21 protein-coding genes are annotated in these 24,420 nt (G+C 63.7%); 7 read left to right on the plus strand and 14 right to left on the minus strand.

The window, feature by feature from the left end:
• Positions 1-2 precede the first annotated feature (2 nt).
• Positions 3-1,301, minus strand: coding sequence for a 4-aminobutyrate--2-oxoglutarate transaminase (gene gabT / locus AC07VF_RS20550; RefSeq protein WP_495009921.1), 1,299 nt, complete (start codon positions 1,299-1,301; stop codon positions 3-5).
• Positions 1,302-1,515: 214 nt separating this feature from the next.
• Here gabT and AC07VF_RS20555 point away from each other — a divergent pair, with 214 nt between their 5' ends.
• The 3 genes from AC07VF_RS20555 (at position 1,516) to AC07VF_RS20565 (ending at position 4,414) form a co-directional block, all read left to right on the plus strand.
• Positions 1,516-2,442, plus strand: coding sequence for a 2-hydroxyacid dehydrogenase (locus AC07VF_RS20555; RefSeq protein WP_495009922.1), 927 nt, complete (start codon positions 1,516-1,518; stop codon positions 2,440-2,442).
• Positions 2,443-2,970: 528 nt separating this feature from the next.
• Complete coding sequence (locus AC07VF_RS20560) at positions 2,971-4,167, plus strand: colicin E3/pyocin S6 family cytotoxin (RefSeq protein WP_495009923.1); 1,197 nt, start codon at positions 2,971-2,973, stop codon at positions 4,165-4,167.
• 7 nt (positions 4,168-4,174) lie between these two features.
• Entirely contained in the window at positions 4,175-4,414 is a 240-nt protein-coding gene (locus AC07VF_RS20565; RefSeq protein WP_423574919.1) for a pyocin S6 family toxin immunity protein, read from the plus strand.
• Between the two features lie 339 nt (positions 4,415-4,753).
• Here AC07VF_RS20565 and AC07VF_RS20570 read toward each other — a convergent pair whose 3' ends face one another.
• From AC07VF_RS20570 to AC07VF_RS20625, 12 genes are all read right to left on the minus strand, one after another.
• Complete coding sequence (locus AC07VF_RS20570) at positions 4,754-5,836, minus strand: tartrate dehydrogenase (RefSeq protein WP_495009924.1); 1,083 nt, start codon at positions 5,834-5,836, stop codon at positions 4,754-4,756.
• Between the two features lie 20 nt (positions 5,837-5,856).
• Positions 5,857-7,317, minus strand: a complete 1,461-nt coding sequence (locus AC07VF_RS20575) for an NAD-dependent succinate-semialdehyde dehydrogenase (protein ID WP_495009925.1) — start codon at positions 7,315-7,317, stop codon at positions 5,857-5,859.
• A 117-nt stretch (positions 7,318-7,434) separates the two neighbouring features.
• Positions 7,435-8,592 carry an acetylornithine deacetylase gene (gene argE, locus AC07VF_RS20580; protein ID WP_495009926.1) on the minus strand — a complete coding sequence of 386 codons (1,158 nt, stop codon included), beginning with the start codon at positions 8,590-8,592 and terminating at the stop codon, positions 7,435-7,437.
• Positions 8,589-9,743 carry an NAD(P)/FAD-dependent oxidoreductase gene (locus AC07VF_RS20585; protein WP_495009927.1) on the minus strand — a complete coding sequence of 385 codons (1,155 nt, stop codon included), beginning with the start codon at positions 9,741-9,743 and terminating at the stop codon, positions 8,589-8,591. Before AC07VF_RS20585 ends, argE begins: the two co-directional genes overlap by 4 nt.
• Positions 9,740-11,131, minus strand: a complete 1,392-nt coding sequence (locus AC07VF_RS20590; protein ID WP_495009928.1) for an FAD/NAD(P)-dependent oxidoreductase — start codon at positions 11,129-11,131, stop codon at positions 9,740-9,742. The genes AC07VF_RS20585 and AC07VF_RS20590 overlap by 4 nt, the downstream gene beginning before the upstream one ends.
• Positions 11,113-11,421: a (2Fe-2S)-binding protein gene (locus AC07VF_RS20595; RefSeq protein WP_192172689.1), complete on the minus strand. Its 309-nt coding sequence runs from the start codon at positions 11,419-11,421 to the stop codon at positions 11,113-11,115. Before AC07VF_RS20595 ends, AC07VF_RS20590 begins: the two co-directional genes overlap by 19 nt.
• Complete coding sequence (locus tag AC07VF_RS20600; protein ID WP_495009929.1) at positions 11,418-13,259, minus strand: ABC transporter ATP-binding protein; 1,842 nt, start codon at positions 13,257-13,259, stop codon at positions 11,418-11,420. Before AC07VF_RS20600 ends, AC07VF_RS20595 begins: the two co-directional genes overlap by 4 nt.
• 1 nt (position 13,260) lies before the next feature.
• On the minus strand, positions 13,261-14,136 hold the full coding sequence (locus tag AC07VF_RS20605) for an ABC transporter permease (RefSeq protein WP_495009930.1): 876 nt from the start codon (positions 14,134-14,136) through the stop codon (positions 13,261-13,263).
• On the minus strand, positions 14,133-15,089 hold the full coding sequence (locus AC07VF_RS20610; protein ID WP_172612910.1) for an ABC transporter permease: 957 nt from the start codon (positions 15,087-15,089) through the stop codon (positions 14,133-14,135). The genes AC07VF_RS20605 and AC07VF_RS20610 overlap by 4 nt, the downstream gene beginning before the upstream one ends.
• Before the next feature lie 12 nt (positions 15,090-15,101).
• Positions 15,102-16,739: an ABC transporter substrate-binding protein gene (locus tag AC07VF_RS20615; protein ID WP_495009931.1), complete on the minus strand. Its 1,638-nt coding sequence runs from the start codon at positions 16,737-16,739 to the stop codon at positions 15,102-15,104.
• Between the two features lie 108 nt (positions 16,740-16,847).
• The gene (locus AC07VF_RS20620; protein ID WP_346630520.1) at positions 16,848-18,122 is read right to left on the minus strand and encodes an NAD(P)/FAD-dependent oxidoreductase; all 1,275 of its coding nucleotides are present in this window, start codon (positions 18,120-18,122) and stop codon (positions 16,848-16,850) included.
• A gap of 58 nt (positions 18,123-18,180) precedes the next feature.
• The gene (locus AC07VF_RS20625) at positions 18,181-18,849 is read right to left on the minus strand and encodes a haloacid dehalogenase type II (RefSeq protein ID WP_074887989.1); all 669 of its coding nucleotides are present in this window, start codon (positions 18,847-18,849) and stop codon (positions 18,181-18,183) included.
• 535 nt (positions 18,850-19,384) lie between these two features.
• On the opposite strand from AC07VF_RS20625, the gene AC07VF_RS20630 reads away from it, so the two are divergent.
• The 4 genes from AC07VF_RS20630 to AC07VF_RS20645 all read left to right on the plus strand — a co-directional run bounded on the left by AC07VF_RS20630 (position 19,385) and on the right by AC07VF_RS20645 (position 22,989).
• Positions 19,385-20,113, plus strand: a complete 729-nt coding sequence (locus tag AC07VF_RS20630) for an AraC family transcriptional regulator (RefSeq protein WP_495009932.1) — start codon at positions 19,385-19,387, stop codon at positions 20,111-20,113.
• A gap of 77 nt (positions 20,114-20,190) precedes the next feature.
• Positions 20,191-21,147 carry a DMT family transporter gene (locus AC07VF_RS20635; RefSeq protein WP_495009933.1) on the plus strand — a complete coding sequence of 319 codons (957 nt, stop codon included), beginning with the start codon at positions 20,191-20,193 and terminating at the stop codon, positions 21,145-21,147.
• A 255-nt stretch (positions 21,148-21,402) separates the two neighbouring features.
• Positions 21,403-22,254, plus strand: coding sequence for a GNAT family N-acetyltransferase (locus AC07VF_RS20640; RefSeq protein WP_495009934.1), 852 nt, complete (start codon positions 21,403-21,405; stop codon positions 22,252-22,254).
• A 21-nt stretch (positions 22,255-22,275) separates the two neighbouring features.
• On the plus strand, positions 22,276-22,989 hold the full coding sequence (locus AC07VF_RS20645; protein ID WP_192172696.1) for a cupin domain-containing protein: 714 nt from the start codon (positions 22,276-22,278) through the stop codon (positions 22,987-22,989).
• A 530-nt stretch (positions 22,990-23,519) separates the two neighbouring features.
• Here AC07VF_RS20645 and AC07VF_RS20650 read toward each other — a convergent pair.
• Positions 23,520-24,404, minus strand: a complete 885-nt coding sequence (locus AC07VF_RS20650; RefSeq protein ID WP_495010092.1) for a LysR family transcriptional regulator — start codon at positions 24,402-24,404, stop codon at positions 23,520-23,522.
• Between the last annotated feature and the right edge of the window lie 16 nt (positions 24,405-24,420).

A 24,420-nucleotide genomic window follows, 5' to 3' on the forward strand; every position in this document is an offset into this window, starting at 1 on the left:
CTTCAATTCGAGTTCAAGACCCGTGCCAAGGCGAAGTCGAGGATCTGCACGGCTTCGTCGACCTGGGCTTCTGTCGTCACCAGCGGCGCGAGGAAGCGCAGCACGTTGCGGTAAACGCCGCATTTGATGACCAGCAAACCACCGGCACGGGCTTCGTCGATCACCCGTGAATTGAGATCGGCGTCCGGGGTGCGCGCGGCGTCATCCTTGATCAGCTCGATCGCCAGCATGAAACCGGTGCCGCGCACGTCGCCGATGCGCGGGTAACGCGCCTGCAAACCGATCAGGCCCCGACGCAGGCGCTCGCCCAAAAGCTGGCTGCGCGCGAGCAGTTGTTCTTCCTCAAATGCATCGATCACCGCCAGTGCCGCTGCGCACGCCAGAGCGTTGCCGCCATAGGTGCCGCCGAGGCCGCCGGGCAGCGGCGCGTCCATGATGTGCGCCTTGCCGACCACGCCCGATAACGGCAGGCCACCGGCGAGGCTCTTGGCGACAGTCACCAGATCAGGCTGGATGCCGGCGTGCTGGTAGCCGAACCAGGTGCCGGTGCGGCCGAAACCGGTCTGGATCTCATCGAGGATCAGCACGATGCCGTGCTTGTCGGCCAAGGCGCGCAGGGCCTGGAGAAACTCCGGCGGCGCGGTGAGGAAACCGCCATCGCCCTGCACGGGTTCGATCAGAATTGCAGCCACGCGGTCCGGTGCCACTTGGGTGGCGAGCAATTCGTTCAGCGCGGTGATTGCGTCAACGCTGCTAACGCCGCGATACGCGTTCGGGTACGGCGTATGGAACACTTCCGGCGCAAACGGCCCGAAGTTCTGCTTGTAGGGTTGGCTCATGCCGGTGAGCGTGGTGCCGAGCAAGGTGCGTCCATGGAAGCCGCCGCGAAAGGCGATGACCGCTGAACGGTTGGTATGGGCACGGGCGATCTTCACCGCGTTTTCCACCGCTTCGGCGCCGGAGGTGAAGAACGCGGCCTTGTAGGCTTCCTGCCCGCCGATCATTTCGCAGAGGCGCTGGGCCAGGTCGAGGTAAGGCGTGTAGGCCGCCACCTGGAAGCAGGCGTGGGAGACTTTTTGCAGTTGAGCCTGCACGGCCGCGACCACTTTCGGGTGGTTGTGGCCGATGTTGAGCACGCCGATGCCGCCGACGAAATCCAGGTAGCGCTTGCCATCCACGTCCCACAATTCGGTGCCCTGGGCGCGGTCGATCACCAGCGGGTGCGCGGTCACCAGGCCACGGGGCACAAATTGCTCGCGCTGACGGAGCAAAAGAGGGGTTTCGTCGACTTTGCTGTTCATGGCATTTCCCATCGTGAGTCCGGCAACCTGGAGGCGGTTGCGATGCTGTTCAGGTTACGGCGTGCGGGCAACGCACTTAGCCGAACTTGGCCCGTGAGAAATTCGGATCAACTGTTTTGGCCCCGCCTTTCAACAGATCCTGCGCCGGGCTTGGGGGATGATGTGGGCTGGCTCCCTACACTTCCCTCCAACGTCCTTTCAGCAGGAAACGCCCATGGCCTTGCTCTACAAAGCCGACCCCGCGCGCGCGCCACACTGGCAGACGCTGTTCGCCGAACACGCACCGGACATCGAATGGCGCGCCTGGCCGGACATCGGCAATCCCGAAGAAGTCGAGTACCTGGCCGCCTGGCAGGCGCCGGATGATCTGACGCAGTTGCTGCCCAATCTGAAGGTGCTGTTTGCGCTGTCGGCCGGGGTCGATCAGCTGGATCTGTCGCGGTTGCCGGCGGACCTGCCCGTAGTGCGGCTGCTGGATCCGGGCATTACGCGAGGCATGTGCGAATACGCGACGTGGGCGGTGTTGAGTCTGCACCGGGACATGCTGCGGTACCGCGAGCAGCAGGCGGCGCGGCGTTGGCAGGCGCATCTGTTGCAGCCGGCAGAAAATCGGCGCGTGGGGGTGATGGGGTTGGGCACCCAGGCGCAGCAGATTCTGGCGACGCTGGCGCCGGTCGGGTTTGCCTTGTCGGGCTGGGCGCGCAGTGTTCATGAGATTGAGGGGGTGGACTGTTTTGCGGGTCAGGCGCAGTTGTCGGCGTTTTTGGGGCAGTGCGATATTTTGCTGTGTGTGTTGCCGTTGACGGAGCAGACGGAGGGGATTCTGGACCGGAATCTGTTTGCGTTGCTGCCGCGGGGTGCGGGGCTGGTGAATATGGGGCGCGGCGGGCATCTGGTGGAGGGGGATTTGCTGGAGGCGCTGGAAAGTGGGCAGTTGGGCGGCGCTATTCTGGATGTGTTGCAGGTGGAGCCGGCGGGGTCTGATCATCCGTTTTGGGGGCACCCGCAGGTGGTGTTGACGCCGCACGTAGCGGCGATGACGCAGCCGGCGAGTGCGTTTGGGGTGTTGCTGGAGAATATTCGGCGGTTTGAGCGGGGGGAGCGGATGGTGGGGCAGATAGATCGAAATCGCGGTTATTGAGATCCAGATCAAGATCAAAAGCGTCGGCCTAACGGCCTCGGGTTTCGCCTTCGGCGAGTTACTTGGAAAAGTCGAAAGTCGCACCATCCCCAAGTAACCAAGGGTGCTTGCTCCTGGTTGGGTTCCTCCTCCGTCGGAATACCCTCACTTCGACGACGCTCCGTGGGCACGCGCCGAACGGACATCCATGTCCGCAACGGCGCTCTCGCCGCATCCATGCGGCTCGACCCACTGCGCGTCGTCTGCGTTCGGCCTGCACCCAAGTCGCGATTTGTGGTGTCTGGACTGTTTATGTATGAGGATCAAAAGCAGATCAAGGGCTTCCCGGCTGAAGCCGGTCCTACGGGGATCGCCGCCCCTCCCACTGACACCCCGCATGCTTTTTTAGTGGGACCGGCTTTAGCCGGGAAGACGCCAGTCCAGTCGCCAACAAGTATGCGACTTGCAATACAACGCCCTCTCTGCTGAGCCAGTCCCACTGAAATCTAAAGCCTTTCCGTCCGGCAACATCCCGGAACCCCCACGCCGTTGACCACTCGTCGACCCGACCGCATCCTCCGCCGCCTCAAATTGGCAGGCATCAACAAGGTCATGTTCAAGGACGACAAAAAAGATCCCTTTGGGGACGACTCGATTTTCAAAGGGCTTCCCAACGGGGGCGCGTCATGGACACCGTGGAATCCGCCTCCCGAACCCGTGCGGGTGCCCACTCCGATGCCAGAGCGCTGGCCGGCCCAGAAGGAGCGCACGGACAAGGTCTTCTCCAAATCCTGCACCGGGGAATGGTGCAGTACTGACGCCGGCACTGAGGTAGAGCCCGCCTCCAACTTCGGCGCGATCATGATGGCGGGCGCCATGATGCTGCCCTCCGCCTCCAACGCCATTGCCGCCGCACTCGGCGCAGACATGGGACTGGGCCGGATGGCCGGTGGCGGCATCATGCAGCGCAGCCACACCTGGCTGCTTCGCGGAGCCGGCGGCCCGGCGAGTCTGTTCATCGTCGGCATGCTCCCGGCGAAGATGGGCGACGGCACGCTCTACACCGACGACGAATTGCGCAACCTGACCCAGGCGACAACGCGGGTGCGTTTCCAGTTGCGCCGTGATGCAGAAGGCGAGTTGCAGATCTACGGCATCCATTCCAAAGCATCCGGCGACGACTCGGTCCGCACCGTGCAAGCCCGCTGGAACGCCGACAAAAGTGCGATGGAAGCCCATCTCAACGGCATCACCATCCTCATGACGCCCCGCCTGGGCCGACACGGGAGACTGGAACCGCTGGTCTACCCTGAAAACAGCGATGCCCGATTAGGCACCATCCTCGTCCACCCGATCCCGGAAGACTCCGATAGCCAACTCGAAGGCCTCCCCGGCGACGACATCACCGCTGAAGACTGCATCTTGGTCTTCCCCGCTGATTCGGGGCTGAGGTCGATGTACGTGGTGTATGCGCGGCCGTTTAATGGGGATCATGGGTATCATCCGCCTCCGCTGGACCTCCCAGGCTTTCCAGACGCCAAGAAAGCAGACAGTAAAACAATGGTCCAGGGTGGTGGAGCGAAGCGACGACGCTGGAAAGATCCCAAAGGCCGAATATTTGAGTGGGATAGTCAGCACGGGACTGTCGAAATGTATGACAAACAAGGCAAGCACTTGGGGGAGTTTGATCCTCAGAGCGGCGAGCGAACCAAGCCGGCCAAGCCCGGCCGTAAAATTGAAAAGTGAGAGTTCTATGTTCCTCTATATATTTGGATTTTTGCTCGACAGCACCGAAGACGACTCGCTGAAATTTGAAATGAAGATAGATCCGTCGTTGAATGACGAAATCGTAGCGCGGCTCGGCCATGCAAGCCTAAACGCGATGGCGGAAGGTGACTGGCCGCTGACAAACGAGCAGGTCACAATGCTGTCTTCAATCATGGGACGCCAACTTCCGACCGATCTGAAGCTCCTGATAGGCGTCGTAGCGTGAGCACAGCACGGGGCCAACCACCCTCTGGATAACTTAATGAGGCGTTCCAACCAAAGCATTCGCGAGCAAGCTCGCTCTCACAGGGACGGTGTCCGGGCATGAAATTTTGATCGTTCCCACGCTCTGCGTGGTAATGCAGCCCCGGACGCTCTGCGTCCCTGTGGGACCGGCTTTAGCCGGGAAGGCGTCGGCGGCCATACCGGAAAAATGATATTGCACACACCGGCCTCTTCCCGGCTGAAGCCGGTCCTACTATTGGAGCGCGTACCCTTACGCCTTCCCGGCTAAAGCCGGTCCCACATACGTCAAAAGCCAGTCCCACTGAAACACCGCCATCCCCTAAATCAACCTCCCGGCAATCGCCGCCCCGACGTCTTGCGTCGAGCCCTTCCCTCCCAGGTCCGGGGTGATCGGGCCTTCGGCAATCACCTGTTCAATCGCCTGCAAGATCCCGTCGTGGGCCGCGCGGTAGCGTTCGTCGCCGTTGCCGAGGAAATCCAGCATCAGCGCGCCGGACCAGATCATCGCGATGGGGTTGGCGATGTTCTGTCCGTAGATATCCGGCGCGGAGCCATGCACTGGTTCGAACAACGAGGGGAAGCGCCGTTCCGGGTCGAGGTTTGCCGAGGGGGCGATGCCGATGGTGCCCGCGCACGCCGGGCCGAGGTCCGACAGGATGTCGCCGAACAAATTGGACGCTACCACCACGTCAAACCGGTCCGGCTGCAGCACGAACCGTGCGCACAGAATGTCGATGTGCTGTTTGTCCCAGCTGACCTCAGGGTAATTCGCCGCCATCAACGCCGTGCGTTCGTCCCAGTACGGCATGCTGATGGAGATGCCGTTGGATTTGGTCGCGGCCGTCAGGCGTTTGCGCGGGCGGGTCTGGGCGAGTTCGAAGGCGAACTTGAGGATGCGGTCGACACCACGGCGGGTGAACACCGATTCCTGCAGCACGAATTCGTGTTCGGTGCCTTCGAACATCTTGCCGCCCACCGAGGAATATTCGCCCTCGGTATTTTCACGGATCACCACGAAATCGATGTCGCCCGGCTTGCGTCCGGCCAGCGGACAGGGCACGCCGGGGAACAGGCGCACCGGGCGGATGTTCACGTATTGGTCGAAGTCCCGGCGAAACTTGAGCAGCGACCCCCACAGGGAAATGTGGTCCGGCACCTTGTCGGGCCAGCCCGCGGCGCCGAAGTAGATCGCGTCATAGCCCTTGAGCCGCTCGAACCAGTCATCGGGCATCATCTGCCCGTGCTGGAGGTAGTAGTCGCAGTGGGCCCAGTCGAGCACATCAATGCTCAGGTTCAGTTGCCATTTTTTCGCCGCCTGTTCCAGTACCCGCAGTCCTTCCGGCAGGACTTCCTTGCCGATGCCGTCGCCCGCAATCGCGGCGATTCTGAATGCCTTGCTCATGGTGCGCCCCTTGCAATGAATCAGTTCAAGCCGCCGATGTGGAAGGCTTTGACTTCAAGGTACTCGTCCAGGCCGTACTTGCTGCCTTCACGGCCGAGGCCCGATTGTTTGATGCCGCCGAAGGGCGCGACTTCCATCGAGATGATCCCGGTGTTGAGGCCGACCATGCCGAACTCCAGCGCTTCGCCGAAACGCCACGAGCGCTTCAGGTCCTGGGTGAAATAGTAGGCGCCCAAACCGAACGGCGTGGCGTTGGCCAACGCCAATGCCTCGGCCTCATCAGTAAAGCGCATCAACGGCGCCACCGGGCCGAAGGTTTCCTCGTTGGCCAGCAACATGCCGGCGTGGGCGTCAGCCAGCACGGTGGGTTGCACGAACGGGCTGTCGAGGGATGGAATCCCGCCGCAGAGCAGTTTCGCGCCCTGGCTCAGGGCATCGTCGATGTGCCGGGCCACTTTGCTCACCGCCGCCGGGTTGATCAGCGGGCCGATAGTCACGCCCTCTTCCAGGCCGTTGCCGACCTTGAGTTTGCCCACCTCCTCCACCAGCCGCGCAGCGAAACGGTCGTAGATGCCCGCCTGCACCAGAATGCGGTTGGCGCACACGCAGGTTTGTCCGGCGTTGCGAAATTTGCTGATCATCACCCCGGCCACGGCCTGTTCCAGGTCCGCGTCGTCGAACACCACAAACGGCGCGTTGCCACCCAGTTCCAGGCTCAGGCGCTTGATGTGTTCGGCGCTCTGGCGCATCAGCAGGCGGCCGACGGCGGTGGAGCCGGTGAAAGAAATCTTGCGCACCGCCGGGTTGCCGGTGAGTTCTTCGCCGATGCCCGCGGGCATCCCGGTGATGACGTTGAACACACCGGCCGGAATACCTACGCGTTCGGCCAGCACTGCCAGGGCGAGGGCCGACAGCGGCGTGAGGTCCGACGGTTTGACGATGATCGGGCAGCCGGCGGCCAGGGCCGGCGCGCATTTGCGGGTGATCATCGCGTTGGGGAAATTCCACGGGGTGATCGCGGCGCAGACGCCCACGGGTTGCTTGAGGGTCAGCAGGCGGCGGTCGCCAGTGGGTGCCGGCATGGTTTCGCCGTAGACCCGGCGCGCTTCTTCAGCGAACCATTTGACGAAGCCGGCACCGTAGCGGATCTCGCCCTTGGCCTCGTTCAGCGGCTTGCCCTGCTCGCAGGTCATGATCAGCGCGAGGTCATCGAGGTGGTCGATCATCGCCTGAAACCAGCGCTCCAGCAGCCCCGCGCGTTCTGCCGCCGGGCGCGCGCGCCAGGCAGGCCAAGCACGTTCGGCGGCTTCGATGGCGCGCCGGGTGTCGACCGCGTCCATGGCCGGGACCTGCGCCAGCAGTTCGCCGCTGGCGGGATCGCGGACGTCCAGGGTGGCGCCACTGTCAGCAGCGATCCACTCGCCGTTGACGTAGGCGCGTTCAGCCAGCAGGCCGGGGTCTTGCAAGCGATTCTTGAGCATGGTCGAGTCCTGATCCGAGACAGATTCCAGTCTAGGGATCTGGCTCGAACGAGGATGCCGAAAGCGTCTTCAAACCAGCGCGCCGTGCTGAAATTCACGTCAGGACGGCAGGCTCTGCTACGCCTTCAACGAGCCCAGCAGCCCTTGCAAAAAGCGCTCGCCGGCGTCCATCTGGCTGACCTCGATAAACTCGTCCGGCTTGTGCGCCTGCTCGATGGAACCTGGGCCGCACACCACCACCGGCACGTCCAAACGCTGCTTGAACAGACCGCCTTCGGTGCCGAACGAAACTTTGGTCATGCCGGTGTCCGGCGCAGCGAACTGCTTGAGAAAGCTCACCGCTTCGACCGTCGGATGGGTGTCGAGACCGGGGTAGACGTTGATGGTTTCGATTTCGATGGCCGCGGCGCTGGAGAGCTTCTGCGCCTCGCGCACGATCACTTCGGCACGCTCGCGCATCTGCTCGATGAACTGATCCAGATTGTCCGCCGGCAGGTTGCGCACCTCGAAATCCAGGGTGCACAGGTTCGGCACGATGTTCAGCGCCTTGCCGCCGCTGATCTGGCCGACGTGCACGGTGCTGTAAGGCACGTCGTAGTCGGTGTCCTGAGCGCCGTGTTGTTGCAGATGCTGCTGGCTCTCCCGCAGGGAGGTGATGAAGTCGCAGGCCACGTGAATGGCGTTGACCGAGCGCGGCGCAAGGGACGAATGCGCTTCCTGACCCCGGCAATAGGTCCGGTAGGAGCCCTTGCCCTTATGGCCCAGCACGAACTGCATGTTGGTCGGCTCGCCGATCACGCACAGAAACGGCCGCACCGGCGCCAGGTGCAGCACGTCGAGCAAGCGCCGCACGCCGACGCAACCGATCTCCTCGTCATGGGACAAGGCCAGTTGCAGCGGGCGGTTAACGTTGTGCTCTGCCGCGTCGAGCATGGCGTCGATGGCCAGGGCGATGAAGCCCTTCATGTCGCAGCTGCCACGGCCATAGATGCGCCCGTCCTGCACGGTGGCGGCGAAGGCCGGAAAGGTCCACGCCTGCCCCGCCGCCGGCACCACGTCGGTATGCCCGGACAGCAACACGCCGGGCTGGTTTTTAGGACCGGTGCTGGCAAACAGGTTGGCCTTCTTGCCACTCTCGTCCTTGACGATCAGCGACTCGATGCCCTTGGTCAGCAGCAGGTCGCGGACGTAGTCGATCAGGGCCATGTTGGACTCCGACGACACGGTTTCGAAGGCCATTAGCCGTTTCAGAATGTCGAGAACGCGGGGTTTCATGAGGCGTGGCTCCGTTGCACGGCGGGATGGGCAAAACGCGTGATGGAGAATGCCTCGATCGGGGTCGTGGTGCGACCGGTATCGAGCAGTTCGGCCATCACGTCACCGACGCCGGGGCCGAGCTGGAAGCCGTGGCCGCAAAAGCCGAAGGCGTAGAACAGGCCGTCGACGGTGCCGCTGGGGCCCATGATCGGCAGCGAGTCCGGCAGGTAGCCTTCAATGCCGCTCCACACGCGGATGATGTTCAAATTGCCCACGCCCGGCAGCAGCCGGCGCATCTGCTCGGCCTGATTGAGGATGCTGCGCGGCTCGACAGCGGCGCGGCGGTTGAGCATGTCCGGTTTGCTACGAAAGCCGCCGCCGATGACGATGTTGCCCCGAGGGATCTGACGGAAGTAGATCACCTCTTCGGCGATCTTGGTGTACACGCCGATCACCGTCGGCAAGGCGTAGGGCACCGGTTCCGTGACCGCCATCTGCGGGCCGTGGGTGTCCAGCGGCACCGGCTCGCCAAACTGCGCCGAGAGCTTCTGGCCCCAAGCGCCGGCGGTGATCAATAGCTGCGCGGCGTGGTACTGACGGCCGTCGGTGGTGGTGACGTGAAAGTCTCCGCCGACCTTCTCGACCTCGGCCACTTCCGTGCGCTCTTCAATCTGCGCCCCCAGACGCCTAGCGGCACGGGCAAAGGCCGGCGCGGCGAGGCGCGGGTTGGCGTGGCCGTCGTGGGGGGCGTACGAGCCTCCTTTGACGTCCGCGCCGAGAAAGCCAAAACGCTGATGCAGCTCGGCGCCCCGGAAGATTTTCAGGTCCAGCTGCTCGGCCTCCGGGGCGGCGGCATAGGCCTCCAGCTCGGCGATTTCGTCTTCGCGATAACACACGCGCATGTGCCCGCTGGGGATGAATTCGAGGTCGTCGTCGATCAGTTCCGGCAGGCGTTTCCACAGCGCGTACGAGCGGTTGGCCAGCGCCAGTTGCCCGAGGAATCGCCCTTGCCGGCGCACGTTGCCGAAGTTGACGCCGCTGGCGTACTGGCCGATCTGGTCGCGCTCCAGCAGGATCACCGACTGCCCGCGCTGACGCAGAAAGAACGCCGTCGCTGAGCCCATCACGCCGCCACCGACGATCACCACATCTGCTTTTTGCACGCTCATGGCGACACCTCCTCAATGAGCATCGACAAGGGTTTGACCGGCGCCTGCCCGCGCTGGCGACCGACTTCCTGCACCTGCACGCCGGCTTCCGCGGCGATCACTTCAGCCCCCGCCTGGGAGCAATAACGGCCCTGGCAGCGACCCATGCCGACCCGGCTGAATGCCTTGGCTCGGTTGACCTCACAGGCGCCCTTCTCGTTGACCGTGCGGCGCAATTCGCCGGCCGTGATCATCTCGCAGCGGCAGACGATGGCGCTGTCGGGCAAGGCCTTGGCCTGTTCAGCAGGCCAGGGAAACGCTTCGGCCAGGCCCAGACGAAACTGGTCCATCACCGCCAGCGCCTGTTGCTGTTCATCGCGCAGCCCGGCATTGAACGGCTGCTTGAGGTCTTCCAGCAGCGCCAACGCCACTCGCCGCCCGGCGTGCTCGGCAGCATCGGCACCGCGAATTTTCGCCCCGTCGCCCGCGGCATAGACGCCGTTCACCGAGGTCCGACCGGCCTCGTCCGTCGCCAGCCACCATTGGCTGGAGGCTTCATCGAAGGCCATGGCGCAACCGGCCAGATCACCCAGCTGGGTTTCCGGACGCAAGTGATACCCCAGCGCCACGGCATCGGCCTGCACGGTCACGGCCTTGCCGCTGCCCGTCGTAAAACGCACGCCTGCCACGCCATTGGCGGCATCGCCCAGCACCTCTAACGGCTTGACGCCGAGATGCACCGGTACTTTGGCTTGATACAACTGCGCCAGCAGTTTCGTACCGGTCCACAGCAAACCCGGCCGCGCCAACAGTTTGGGCAGGGCTTTGAGGCGCAGGCTGAAGGGCGAGGTATCGAGGACCGCGGCCACAGTCGCGCCGGCTTTGACGTACTGACTGGCGACCAGATACAGCAACGGCCCGCTGCCCATGAACACCACACGATGACCAATGGAAACCGCCTGATTCTTCAACGCGATCTGCGCCCCGCCCAGGCTGTAGGTGCCCGCCAGTTGCCAGCCTTCGATGGGCATCAAGCGGTCGGTGGCGCCGGTGCAGAGGATCAGCGCGTCATAGTCCAGCGTGGTGTGGCGGCCCTGATTGGCGCAGCACAGCTGCCCCGGCGTGAGGTTCCACACGAGGGTATCCGGGCGGTAATCGATGGCGCTACGGATGCGGTCGAAGGTCTGGTGCAGGTCCTTGGCCTTGTCGGCTTCGCTGCCATACAAGGTGGAGTAATCGCGGGTGAATCCGTCCGGCTGGCGGCGGTAGATCTGCCCGCCGTCGCGGCGGTTTTCGTCCACCAGAATCGGTTTGATGCCGGCCGCCAGCAGGGTTTCGGCGCAGCGCACGCCGGCCGGTCCCGCGCCGACGATGACGACGCGATGGGTGCTCAGCTGTGCAGTGGCCATGTCGCCTCCGGTTGTGTGGTGACGATGTCCAGCCCGTCGCGGACTTCGTTGGAGCAGGCGCGCAGGCGTTCGCCGCCACGGGTCCAGACCCAGCAATCCTGGCACGCGCCCATCAGGCAGAAACCGGCGCGGCGGCCGCTGTCGAATTCCGACTGGCGCAGCGCGGTGCCCTGGGTCAGCAACGCCACCATCAGCGTGTCGCCCTGCAATGCGTCGACCGGCGCGCCATCCACGGTCAGCTTGACCGTCGGCCGGCCCTGTTCGGCCAGCCTCACAAAACGCCCTTTCATGCATACGCTCCAAAGCTTGTGGGGGTGACGCCGCGCTGGGTCGCCAGCAGATCGGCGGCGTCGCGGTGGCACAGAATTTCACTGCCGTTGTCCAGCGTGCGGCGGTTGGGCGCGGTGCGGTTGCACAGGCCGTCGATGCGCATCGGGCAGCGATTGAGGAAGGTGCACAGCTCCGGCAGGTTGGCCCGCTCGCCGATCGGCGGCAGCTCGCCGCTGGTGGCGCCGCAGGTTTCCAGCCAGCCTTGACGCAGTTCCGGCACCGAATGGATCAACAGGTCGGTGTACGGGTGGTACGGCGCTTCGGCAAAGGATTCGCGGCGGCCGGCGTGGACTTTGTGGCCGCTGTACATCACCACGATGTCATCGCACAGCGCACGCACGGTAGAAATGTCGTGGCTGATGAACAGGTAGGACACGCCCAGTTGCTGGCGCAGGTCGCGGAGCAGTTCGAGGATCGCCGCGCCGACCACGGTGTCAAGGGCCGAGGTCACTTCATCACAGAGAATCAGGTCGGGCTTGGCCGCCAGCGCCCGGGCCAGATTGACCCGCTGTTTCTGCCCGCCCGACAGCTCATTGGGACGGCGATCAGCCATTTCCCGCGGCAGGCGCACCAGATCGAGCAGCTCGCCGATGCGCGCCTGCAGCGCTGCGCCCTTGAGGCCGAAATACATTTTCAACGGACGGCTGAGGATGGTCGCCACGCTGTGCATCGGGTTGAGCGCGGTGTCGGCGTTCTGGAAGACCATCTGGATGCGCCGAAACTGCTCCGGCGTGCGCTCGGACAGGCTGCCGCCCAACGGCTGGCCGTCGAAGGTCAGGCCGCCGAGTGCCGGAGTCAAGAGCCCCGCCACGACCCGCGCCAGGGTTGATTTGCCCGAGCCCGATTCGCCGATCACGCCGATGGCCTGGCCACGTCGTACGGTCAGGTCGATGTCTTCCAGCACGCGAATCGCCGGCATGCCGTGCAGGTTTTTGTTGCCGTAGCCGGCTGTCAGGCCGGTGATGGTCAGCAGTGGCCCTTCTTCCGCGATGCCACAGGGCGGACGAATGCGCGTGTCGGGCCGCGCAGCCGCCAGCAGGCTGCGGGTGTAATCGTGGGCCGGTGCCTTGAGCAGCGGCGCAGTGGCGCTTTGTTCGAGAATCTGCCCGCCGTTGAGCACGACAATCTGGTCGGCCATTTGCGCCACCACGGCCAGGTCGTGGGACACGTAGACCGCCGTCGCGCCGCGTTCCCGCACCACCCGCTTGAACGCCCGCAACACATCGATCTGGGTGGTGACGTCCAGCGCGGTGGTCGGCTCGTCGAGCACCACCAGCAGCGGGTCGCTGATCAGCGCCATGGCGGCCATCACCCGTTGCAGTTGCCCGCCGGAAACCTGGTGCGGGTAGCGGCGGCCAATGCGTTCCGGGTTTGGCAGGGCCAGGTCGCGGAACAGGCCGATGGCCTTGGCTTCCAGTTCGGCGCGGGTGCCGAGGCCGTGGATTAACGGCCCTTCCACCACTTGGTCGAGGAGTTTTTTCGCCGGATTAAAGGCAGCAGCCGCGCTCTGGGCAATGTACGAGACGCGATTGCCGCGCAGGCCCTGCAACTCTTTTTCGCTGAGGGCGAGCATGTCGTGTTCGCCGACCTGCACCACGCCACCGGACAATCGGCAGCCCCGTCGCGCATAACCGAGCAAGGCCAGGGCAATGGTGGTTTTGCCGGAGCCGGACTCGCCGATCAGCGCCAGCACTTCGCCCTTCTCCAGGGCAAAACTCACGCCCTTGACGATCTCCACTTCGCTGCCCGGATCACCGGCCACCACGCGCAAGTCTTCGACGCGAATCAACTGGGTCATATCAATGGCCTCCCGAGCGGCGACCGCGTCGCGATGACAGGTAGTCGATCAGCAGATTGACGCCGATGGTCAGCGTGCCGATGGCCAGCGCCGGAATGATGATCGCCATCGCGCCCTGATTGAGGCCGCCGATGTTTTCCCGCACCAGCGAGCCAAGGTCGGCGTCCGGCGGCTGCACGCCGAGGCCCAGAAAACTCATGCCGCTGAGCAACAGCACGATGTAGCCGAAACGCAGGCCCAGGTCGGTGAGCACCGGGTTGAGCATATTCGGCAGGATTTCCCGGCACGCCACGTACAGTTTGCCTTCGCCCCGGGTGCGCGCCACTTGCACGTACTCCAGCGCTTCGATATTGACCGCCATGCTGCGGGCCACCCGGAACGAACCGGGGATGTAACTGATGACCGCCGTGCAGATCAGCAGCGTGACCGACGAGCCAAAGGCCGAGACCATGATCAGCGCGAGCATTTTGCTGGGGATCGAAATGAAGGCGTCCATGATCCGGCTGATGATTTCGTCCAGCCATTTCGGCGAAACCACTGACAGCAGCGCGCAGCCGGTCCCGAAGAAGCTGGCCAACAGCGCCGCCACCAGCGACAGACCGACGGTGAAGCGCGCGCCCACCAGCACCCGGCTGAGCATGTCGCGGCCCAGGTAATCGGTGCCGCAGGGATGCGCCAGGCTGAAGCCTTCGAAAATGTTGTCAGAGATCACTTCCCCGACCGGGTGCGGCGCCAGCCACGGGCCGAACAGCGCCACCAGCAGCCAGATCACGCAGACGGCAGCACCGACCAGTCCCAGCCAGGACGGGTTACCGGAGACCTTGGCCAGTGCCAGGGCTGAGGACGCAGGCCTGGATTTCGCAATGAGCGGGTTCATTGGTTTCTCAGCCTCGGGTTGGAGAGGATGGCGCAGAGGTCGGCAAGCAACACCAACGCCAGATAGGCCGCGCAGAACAGCATGGTGCAGGCTTGCACCAGGGCCATGTCGCGGTTGGTCACGGCATCCACCATCAGGCTGGCGATGCCGGGGTAGTTGAAGATGGTCTCGACGATCACCACCCCGCCGAGCAGGTACGACAGGCTCAGGGCGATGGCGTTGGCTATCGGCCCGATGGCGTTGGGCAACGCGTGGCGCAGGACAATGCGGATCGGGCTGACGCCTTTGAGGCGGGCCATTTCCACGTACGGGCTGTCGAGCTGGTCGATGACGGCGGCGCGGGTCATCCGCGCCATCTGCGCCACGATCACGCAGCACAGTGTCATCACCGGCAGCGCGTAGGTGCGCAAAAACTGCAGCGGCGACGTGATGTCGGTGGCATAGGACAGCGCCGACAGCCAACCGAGGTTGACCGCGAAAATAAGCACCGCCAGGGTTGCCACCAGAAACTCCGGCACTGCGACCATGGCCAGGGTAATGAAACTCAGGCAACTGTCGATGCGCCCGCCCCGACCCATGGCCGAACCGATGCCGAGGATCAGCGCCAGCGGCACCGACACCAGCGCCGTGGCGGCCGCCAGCATCAGCGTGTTCGGCACCCGCCCGGCCATCAATTCACCCACCGGCATCGCGTTGGACACCGACTGGCCCATGTCGCCGGTGAGCAGGCTCATCAACCAGTGCAGATAGCGCAACACGCCGGGTTGATCGAGCCCCAGTTTCAGGCGCAGTGCCGCCACCTGTTCAGGGGTGGCGAACTGACCGAGGGATTGCTGCGCCGCGTCGCCCGGCAGCACGGCCGTGATCGCGAACACGACCATGGACACGATCAACAGGGTCACGACCCCGGCACCTAAGCGCCGGCAGATCAACCACAGCGTATGGCTATTCATCGCACTGCCTCCTCAAGCGTCCAGCCACACCTGCTCGGCGAACATGTAGCCCATGAAGCCGCCCAACGGGTTCGAGTCGTAGCCCTTGATGCGCTGGTCGACACCGTCGATGTTGCTGATGAACACCGGCACGCCGATGCCGCAGTGATCGTGGACCAGGGTCTGCATGTCGCCGTACATCTTGGCGCGCTTGGCGTCGTCGGTTTCGCCCCGGGCCAGCATCAGCAACTGGTCGAACTGATCGTTCTGCCAACCGGACTCGTTCCACGGCGCCTTGGACTGGAAGAACTGCGAGAACATCACGTCGGCATTCGGTCGCGGATTGATGTTGCCGAAGCTCAACGGGTGCTTCATCCAGTGATTGGACCAATAGCCGTCGCTCGGCAGGCGGTTCACGTCCAGCTTGAGGCCGGCCTGTTTTGCCGATTGCTGCAACAGCACGGCGATGTCCACGGAACCGGTCGCGGCAGGCGACGCCATGACCGGCATGGTGATGCTTTCCATGCCGGCTTTCTTCAGCAGGAACTTGGCTTTTTCCGGGTCGTAGACCGTCTGCGGCAAGTCGGTGTTGAAGTAGCGCGACCCCGGCGCAATCGGGTGATCGTTGCCGACCACGGCGAAGCCACGGAACACGGCGGATTTGACCTGTTCGCGGTCCAGCAGCAGTTTCATGGCCTGGGTGAATTCCGGGCTTTTGCCGGGGAGCTGGTCCTGGCGAATGATCAAGTCAGTGTAGTTGCCCGACGGTGCATCGACGACGCGGTGTTTGGGGCTGGCGGCGATGCGCGTGGTGGAGCGCGGGTTGACCTCGTTGATCATGTGCACGTCGCCGGACAGCAGCGCGTTGACCCGCGACGGCTCGTCGGCAATGGCGATGAATTCGATCTCGTCGAGGTACGGCAGGCCCGGTTTCCAGTAGTTCTTGTTGCGCACGGCCACCGAACGTACACCCGGCTTGAACTCGCCGACGGTGAACGGCCCGGTGCCGATGCCTTTGTTGAAATCGGTGGTGCCCTCGGGAACGATCAGCAGGTGCGACACGGCGAGGATCGACGGCAGTTCGGCGTTCGGCGCGCTGAGGCGGATCTGCACTTCGTTCGGGCCGGTGGCCTTGATCTCGGCGAACTGCTCCATCAGCGGCATGACTTTGGAGCCGGTGATCGGGTCCTTGTGGCGGCTGAGGGAGAACACCACGTCGGCGGCACCGAGGCTCTTGCCGTTGTGGAAGGTCACGTCCTTGCGCAGGGTGATGGTCCACAGGGTGGCGTCGACGTTGTCGATGTGCTCGGCCAGTTCCAGCTGCGGCACCAGGTGCTTATCGAAACGGGTCAGGCCGTTGTAAAACATGTAGTGACGGGCATAGTCGGTGGACAGCGCGCCCTTGGCCGGGTCGAGGGTGTCGGCGGTGGAACTGGACATACCGGCGACGCGAATCTTGCCGCCCGGCTTGCCTTTGCCGCCGGCGGTGGCTTCTTCGGCAAACAGTTTGCCGGCGCTGCCGAACAGGCTGCCCGCCCCCGCTGCGGCGACGCCGGCAAGGCCGAGCATCTGCAAGGCGTTGCGCCGCGACATGCCGCGATTGAGGCCTTCGAATACCCGCAGGCTGTCTGGGCCGGAGATAAGCTCGGGGGTGTCTTTGTGGTCAGTCATATCAAGGCTACCTGTCGATGATCGGGATATTCGAGTGCTCACGGATGTCCGGAGCGTCCTGGAAACGCAGACGACGGTGACGCTACAACGGGCGACTCAGCGCAGGCGTCAGTGCAGATAGTCCTGCAAGCGGTAATACGCGCCCACGAACGGCAGAAACCACGGCTTGCCAAAGTGCCCGGGGATTGCCGGCCATTCCAGTTCACGCCAGGGATTGGCCGCCGCGTTGCCGGCCATGACCTCGGCCATGACCTGGCCCATGTGCACGGACATCTGCACGCCATGGCCGCTGTAGCCCATGGAATGGAACACGCCGCCGTGCTGGCCGGCGCGGGGCAGGCGGTCGGACGTCATGTCCACCAGACCGCCCCAGCAGTAGTCGATTTTCACGTTGGCCAATTGCGGGAACATGTTCAGCATCGCCGCCTGCAGCACCTTGCCGCTCTTGGCGTCAGACACGCCGTCGGACATGGCAAACCGCGCACGGCCGCCAAACAGCAGGCGGTTGTCCGGGGTCAGGCGGAAGTAGTTGCCGATCTGACGGCTGGTCACGTACGCCCGGTGCTGCGGCAATAACTCGTCGATCAGCGCCTGGGGCAAGACTTCCGTGGCGATGACAAAACTGCCCACCGGCACGATCCGCCGGCGGTACCAGCCGAGGTCGCCGTGCTGGCAAGCGCCGGTCGCCAGCAGCACTTGGCCTGCGTGCAGCGAGCCCTTGGCGGTGTTGACCTGATAACCGCCGGCCTGGGGCTTCCAGTCCTTGACCGGGGTGTGTTGATAAATCATTGCGCCACGCCGCGCCGACGCTTCTGCCAGGCCAACACCAAAGCGGCCGACGTGCATTTGCACGCCATTGCGCTGCAACAAGCCACCGTGAAACTGCGACGAGTTGACTTCGGCACGGGTCTGCTCGGCATTCAGCAGCTCGACGTCGGCGTCCACCTCCTGGCGAATCAGCTCGCAGGTGCGGGCCAGGCCTTCGTAATGCAGGGGTTTGGCCGCCAGCTTGAGCTTGCCGTTGCGCAGCAGATCGCAGGCGATCCCTTCCTGCTCGACCAGCGACACCACGGTCTGCACCGCGCTTTCATAGGCCTGGTAATAGGCGCGCGCCCTGGCCGCACCGAGACTGGCGTGCAGACCGGCGTAATCCTGCGCCACGCCGGTGTTGCACTGCCCGCCGTTGCGCCCCGAGGCTTCGCCGATGACCCGACCGGCGTCCAGCACGACCACGCTGGCACCCTTGAGGGCCAAGGCTCGCGCCGCTGACAGGCCGGTGAATCCACCGCCGATCACGGCCACGTCGACCTGCCCGGGCAAGCCGCCGAGTTGGGCACCGGTGAAGGCCGGTGCGGTGTCGAGCCAATAGGATTCACTGCCCATCTTTAACCCCTTATTGCTAAAACGGCGGCGCTGAAACGGCGTGGAGACGGCGTTTGAGTTACAGACCCACCAGCGCCGGCAGTCCGCCGATGTCGGTGATCTGCTGGTACTCGAAGTACGCATTCGCCGGGACTTCATGACCACGGGCCACGAACGCCTTGTGCTTGATCTTCATGTCGTGGGCCGACATCAGGTCGTAACGGAAACTTGAAGACACATGCAAGATGTCTTCCGGGCCGCAGCCGAGGTTGTCGAGCATGAACTCGAACGCGGCCAGACGCGGCTTGTAGGCCTGGGCCTGTTCGGCGGTGAAGACTTTGTGAAACGGCGCGCCGAGCTTGTCGACGTTGGACATGATCTGGCTGTCGCTGGCGTTGGAGAAGATCACCAGGGGAATCTTGTCGGCGATCTTCGACAGGCCGGCCGGCACGTCGGCGTGGGGGCCCCAGGTCGGCACGGCGTCGTAATACAGTTGGCCTTCATCACGGTACTCGACGCCCCAGCGTTTGCAGGTCCGGGCCAGGGCGGTCTTGAGAATGACGTCGTACGGCTGCCAGTCGCCCATGACCTGATCAAGGCGATAGGCCGAAAAGTCTTTGACGAACTGGTCCATCTGTTCAGGCTTGACGCGGTCAGCAAACAGCTCGCGGGTCATGGTGCCCATGTGAAAGTTGGTGAGCGTGCCGTAGCAGTCGAACGTAATGAATTTGGGACGAAGAAAGCTCATTGAGTGCGGTCCTGAAGTCAGTTGAGTGTGGCAAGCGTTCGTGCCCTGGCGGCGCGTCGGCCTCGTTGCAGCACAGCTTCATTACATCACTGTGAAATCAGCATATGCCGTCTAAAACGACCCGTGCTCAATACAAACCACCGTTTTGGTGGCTGGGCTCAGCAGAGTTTGCGGTGCGCGCCAGCCTTGGGCAGGGCCTGTGTTTGTGCGCTTTTAGGGGGCTTTTGAAGGCGTTCGGGCGGGCAAAGGCTTAAGAATGGGCGTCGGGGCGGCAGATAATGTGGCGTGGCACGCGCGGGGTTAACCGATTCTGCGGTGAGGGCAGATTCTGCTTTCGCCCCCCCTGGATCACGGCTGACTGACCCGGGCTCAGTCACTGCGGTGCAGCCATTCTGTGTCAGCGTGCAAGACATCGGGCAGGCGCAACGGCCTGTTTGCCAAGTGGTAGAATCCCGCGCCCCGCACCGCATCCGTAAGGTGCACGGGCACGGCGAATGCTCGCCCCTGAATGACCCGCCTGGCGGGATGGTGCGCTATGTTTGTAAACCTTAAAGTCCGCAGCTACGACAGGGAAAACCCCAATCACCAGCACGACCACACTCAGTTGGTACTGCCGATCCGCGGGCGAATGGAAATCAACGTGGACGGTCGTGAAGGGGCTATCGATCAGTCATTGGCAGCCGTGGTGATGCCCGGCTCGGCGCACTCCCAGCTCACCCACGTTGACAGCCGGTTTCTAATCCTGGACTGCGCCGCGACTACGCTGGAGGCCTTGCACATCGCGCCGCTGGCCAAGCGTGTGTACGTGCCGGTTTCCCCCGCCACCCGGCGGCTGATCGAGTTCGCCGAGCTGATCGGCAATGAGCAACTGGCCTTGAGCGCTTCACAGCTCGGCCCGCTGCTGCTGTCCTCCCTGTTGTCGGACGCCGTCGGATCGCCGTCGCCCATGGCTCAACTGATGGGCCGTCTGCGAGCCACGCCCGGTGACCACTGGAGCAACGAGGTCATGGCGCACGCGGCAGGCATGAGCATCAGTCAACTGCACCAGCGATTCCGGCAAATGTTCGGACAAAGCCCGCAAACCTTCCTCACTGATCTGCGCATTCAGGAAGCTCAGCGATGGCTGCGTGGCACATCGTTGTCGATCGCCGAGATTGCCTTGCGTGCAGGCTTCTCCGATCAGGCCTCCCTCACCCGGGCCATGCAGCGTGTCAGCGCCACGACACCCGCGGCGTACCGCAAGGCGCACAAACAGCCTGGGTAAAAAATTCGACCGGTACGGACAATACGCCCCGATTCCATTGCCCCAGACTTGTGGCTTTACGGTTTGGAGCGGATGAAATGCTGGCTGATCGAGCACTGCTAAAAGGCATCGGCTACGGGGTGTGTGCGGGGCTGTGCTGGGGGGTTATTTTTCTGGGCCCGCAGCTGACGCCGGGCTTGAGCGGCCTGCAGTTCGCCGTCATCCGATTCCTCTGCTACGGCGCCATCTCCGCAGCGCTGTTGATGCCCCGGTGGCGCCGGGTCTGTGCGCAACTCGGTATGGCTGACTGGAAATCACTGTTCTGGCTGAGCCTGATCGGCAACCTCCTCTACTACTCGCTGGTGGGCACCGGTGTGCAATGGGTCGGCATCGCCACGACATCCCTGATTGTCGGACTGATTCCGGTCATCGTGACGCTGGCAGGCCGTCATGACGCCAACGCCGTCCTCTTGCGCAAGCTGATTCCTTCGCTGTGTTGCGCGGTCGGGGGCGTCGTACTGATCAGCTGGCACGCCCTGTTCAAAGGCGACAGGCCGGATACATTGACCAACGTTGGCGGGATTTTGTGTGCGCTGGGCGCACTGGTGACCTGGAGTTGGTACGCCGTGAGCAACGCTCGGCGACTGGTTCAAGTCACCGAGGTTTCGTCCCATGACTGGGCGCTCCTGACCGGGGTGATGACCGGCGCGCAGTCCCTGCTGTTGGCAGTGCCTGTCCTGGGGTTTCAGGCCTGTACGTACAGCGCCGCGGACTGGCTGCATGTTTTGGGAGTGGCCGGGGGCGTCGCCTTGCTGTCCTCGGTGGTGGGTGGCGCGTGCTGGAATCAGGCGAGCAGGCTGCTGCCGCTGGCGCTCAGTGGGCAAGTGCTGGTGATCGAGACATTGGCGGCGCTGGTGTTCGGCTTTATATGGGAGCACCGACTCCCTGACAACTTTGAGTGGGCGGCCATTGTGCTGCTGGTGACCGGCGTCGTCTGGTGCCTGAATTGTCACCGTGCCCCGCGCCGTGAGGCGAATGCGTCGGTGGGTGCATGAACGGTGCCCATCCGGCAAAAGTCTGTCTACCGCCCGCTGCAACTGCTTGAAAAAAGCGCTCGGTGCCGTGTTATTCAGCATCAATGTCCCGTGGCATTTGCTGCCGCCCTCGCCCCGGATTTAAGTACGAAGTAGGGTCCCGTCCCCCGGGGCGCGACGAATCTGCCGAATATCCCGAGCCCTCTTGTCAGCCCTCACATCAGGTGGGATACAGGCGTTCAGTCCCACTTGAATAACGCATAACGGAGCCTCGCCATGTCCGCCCTGCCGCACCCTTCTTATAGCTATCGCCCCATGACCGTGGCCGACCTGACCGCCGCCCATGACTTGTCAGTGCAACTGAAATGGCCCCATCGCCTGGACGACTGGGCGATGCTGCACCGGGTCAGCGACGGCTTCGTGGTGATGGACGGCGGCCGCCTGATCGGCAGCGCCTTTGTCTGCCCCCAAGGTGATTTCGCGACCATCGGCCTGGTGATCGTCAGCAACGATTACCAGGGCCAGGGCATTGGCCGCCGCTTGATGGAGAGGGCCCTCGCCGCGTGCGAGCCGCGTACGCCGATTCTTAACGCCACCGTCGCTGGCAAGCCGTTGTATGCCAGCCAGGGTTTCGTAGAATTCGGCCGGGTGCAGCAGCATCAGGGGCAGGCCATTGTGCCGGCGCTGGTGGAGCTGGCTGACGGTGAAACCTGCCGCGCCCTCACTGCCGACGATCACGCCGCCCTCCTCGACCTCGCCAAAGCCGCCAGCGGCCTGGACCGCCGCGACGTGCTGCGCGACCTGCAAGTGGAGCACGCGGTGGGCATTGAGCGTGACGGTCAGCTGCGCGGTTTCGCCCTGCTGCGGCCATTCGGGCGCGGGCGCTGCATCGGGCCGGTGGTGGCAGAGAACAGCAATCAGGCCAAACACTTGATCGGTGTTTTGCTTGCGCAGGTGCCAGACACTTTTGTGCGCATCGACATCCCCGTGGCCTGCGGCCTGAGCGACTGGCTGGAAACGGCGGGCCTGAAGAACATCGACACCGTGGTGCAGATGGCCCGAGGCACGCCGCCCGAGGCCAGCCAGGGCGTGCAACCTTTTGCGCTGATCACCCAGGCGATCGGCTGACTTTTTTACGGAGCATCAACCATGTCATCTCCCGGTATTTTGTTGTTGGCGCGCGCTGATGGCAGCGGTGTTTCCACCTCTTTCAACTCGGCGCCGTTGAGCGCCTTTGATCCCTTTGCCGAAGCGCGACAGGTGGCGTGGCGCGGCGATGACGGGGTGTCGGCCGGGCTTGTGCGGTTCACCGGCGACGCGTTGATCGAGGACTTTCCCTACAGCGAGACGCTGGTGGTGCACGCCGGCCATATGGTGCTGAGCAGCGCGGAGCAGACGCTGGAGTTGGGCGTCGGTGACAGTGCGGTGATTGGCCGTGGCAGTCGCGTGGCGTTGCATGCCAGCACTGGCAGCGAGTGGGCGTTTTGTGCGGTGGATGTGGCGGATACCCCTGCGCGACCCGGTTTGACGCTGTTGCCGGCGCATACGTGGCTGGAGCCGTCTGCGACGCTGGAGCCGCCGATTTTGATCGGGCCTGCGCCGCAGTGTCGGGCGTTGAGTCTGTTCGAGGATGAGGTGACGGCGTTGAAGGTGGGGATCTGGGATTCGACGCCGTATCAGCGCCATGGTCGTGCGCATCGGTTGCATGAGTTGATGCATCTGTTGGAGGGGAGCGTGACGCTGGCCGATGATGAGGGCGGTGAGGTGACGGTTAATCCGGGGGATACGGTGTTTGTGGTGAAGGGGGCGTTTTGTGCGTGGACCAGTACGGTGTATGTGCGCAAGGTCTATGCGGTGAAGTGATTTTTTTTAATCAAGATCAAGATCAAGATCAAGATCAAGGGCGTCTGCCTGGGGGCAGACTGTTTCGCCTTCGGCGAGTTACTTGGAAAAGCACCCCAAGTAACCAAGGGTGCTTGCTCCTGGTTAGGTCCCTCCTCCGTCGGGATACCCTCACTCCGACGACGCTCCGTGGGCCCGCGCCGAACGGACATCCATGTCCGCAACGGCGCTCTCGCCGCATCCATGCGGCTCGGCCCACTGCGCGTCGTCTGCGTTCGGCCTGCACCCAAGTCGCGATTGGCGGTGTCTGGGCTTTTTGCGCACGAAGATCAAAAGCGCGCTTACGCTTAGTAGGACCGGCTTTAGCCGGGAAGCCTTTGATCTTGATCGTTCCCACGCTCTGCGTGGGAATGCATTCCCTGACGCTCCGCGTCACCGGTCTCACTGATGCAACGCGCGCTGTTAGTGGGACCGGCTTTAGCCGGGAAGAGGCCAGTCGCAGCGCCGACGTTGTTGCGGTGTAACGCCTGCTTGCCGATCGAACTCGCCGTTCACACCTTCAACGCATCTTCCAGAAACGCCACCAACGCTTGCACCCTCGGGCTGCGCAGTTTGCGGGAGGGTACGAGGAGGTTGACGGGGGCGCTGTCGAAGTTCCAGTCGGCGAGGACGCGGATGAGGTTGCCGCTGGCGATGGCGTCGCTGACGTCCCATTGCGAGCGCAACACCAGGCCCAGGCCTTGTTCGGCCCAGCGGCGGGCGACGCTGCCGTCGTTGGTCAGCAGGGCCGGTTCGACGCGCAGGGTTTTGCGGGCGGGGCCTTTGCGCAGGTGCCAGAGGGTGACGTCTTCGTCGTTCTCGCGGATGCAGATACAGCGGTGGGCGCTGAGTTGGTCCGGGGACGTCGGCTCACCGTGTTCGTGCAGATAGGCCGGGCTTGCGCACAGCCAGCGTTCGTTGGGTGAAAGTTGCCGCGCGGTCCAGAGGCTGTCGTTGAGGTGGCCGATGTGGATCACGGCGTCGCTGTCGTGGCGATCCGGCCAAGGTGTTTCGCGCAGGTCCAGGTGCAGGCACAGCTGCGGATGCAGCCGGATGAAACGCGCCAGCAGCGGTGCCAGTCGCTGTCGTCCGAAACCGAACGGCGCCGCCAGTCGCAGGGTGCCGACCAGTCTTTCGTCCTTTTGCCGGAAGGATTCGGGCAGCGCTTCGAGCTGTTCGAGCAATAGCGCGCTTTCCCGGGAGAAGCGTTCGCCATCGGCCGTCAGGCTCAGGCGGCGGGCGTCGCGGTTGGCCAGGGTCAGGCCCAGCAGGGTCTCCAGTTTACGCAGGCGCATGGACAGCGCCGGCGGCGAAACATTGAGCGCTCTGGCCGCCGCACTCAGGGACTCGGCACAGCTCAGGGCGACCGCCAGGCGCAGGTCTTCGATGGAGATCATTAACTTTTACTTAATG

The organism is Pseudomonas sp. GW821-FHT02H06, from assembly GCF_059421525.1.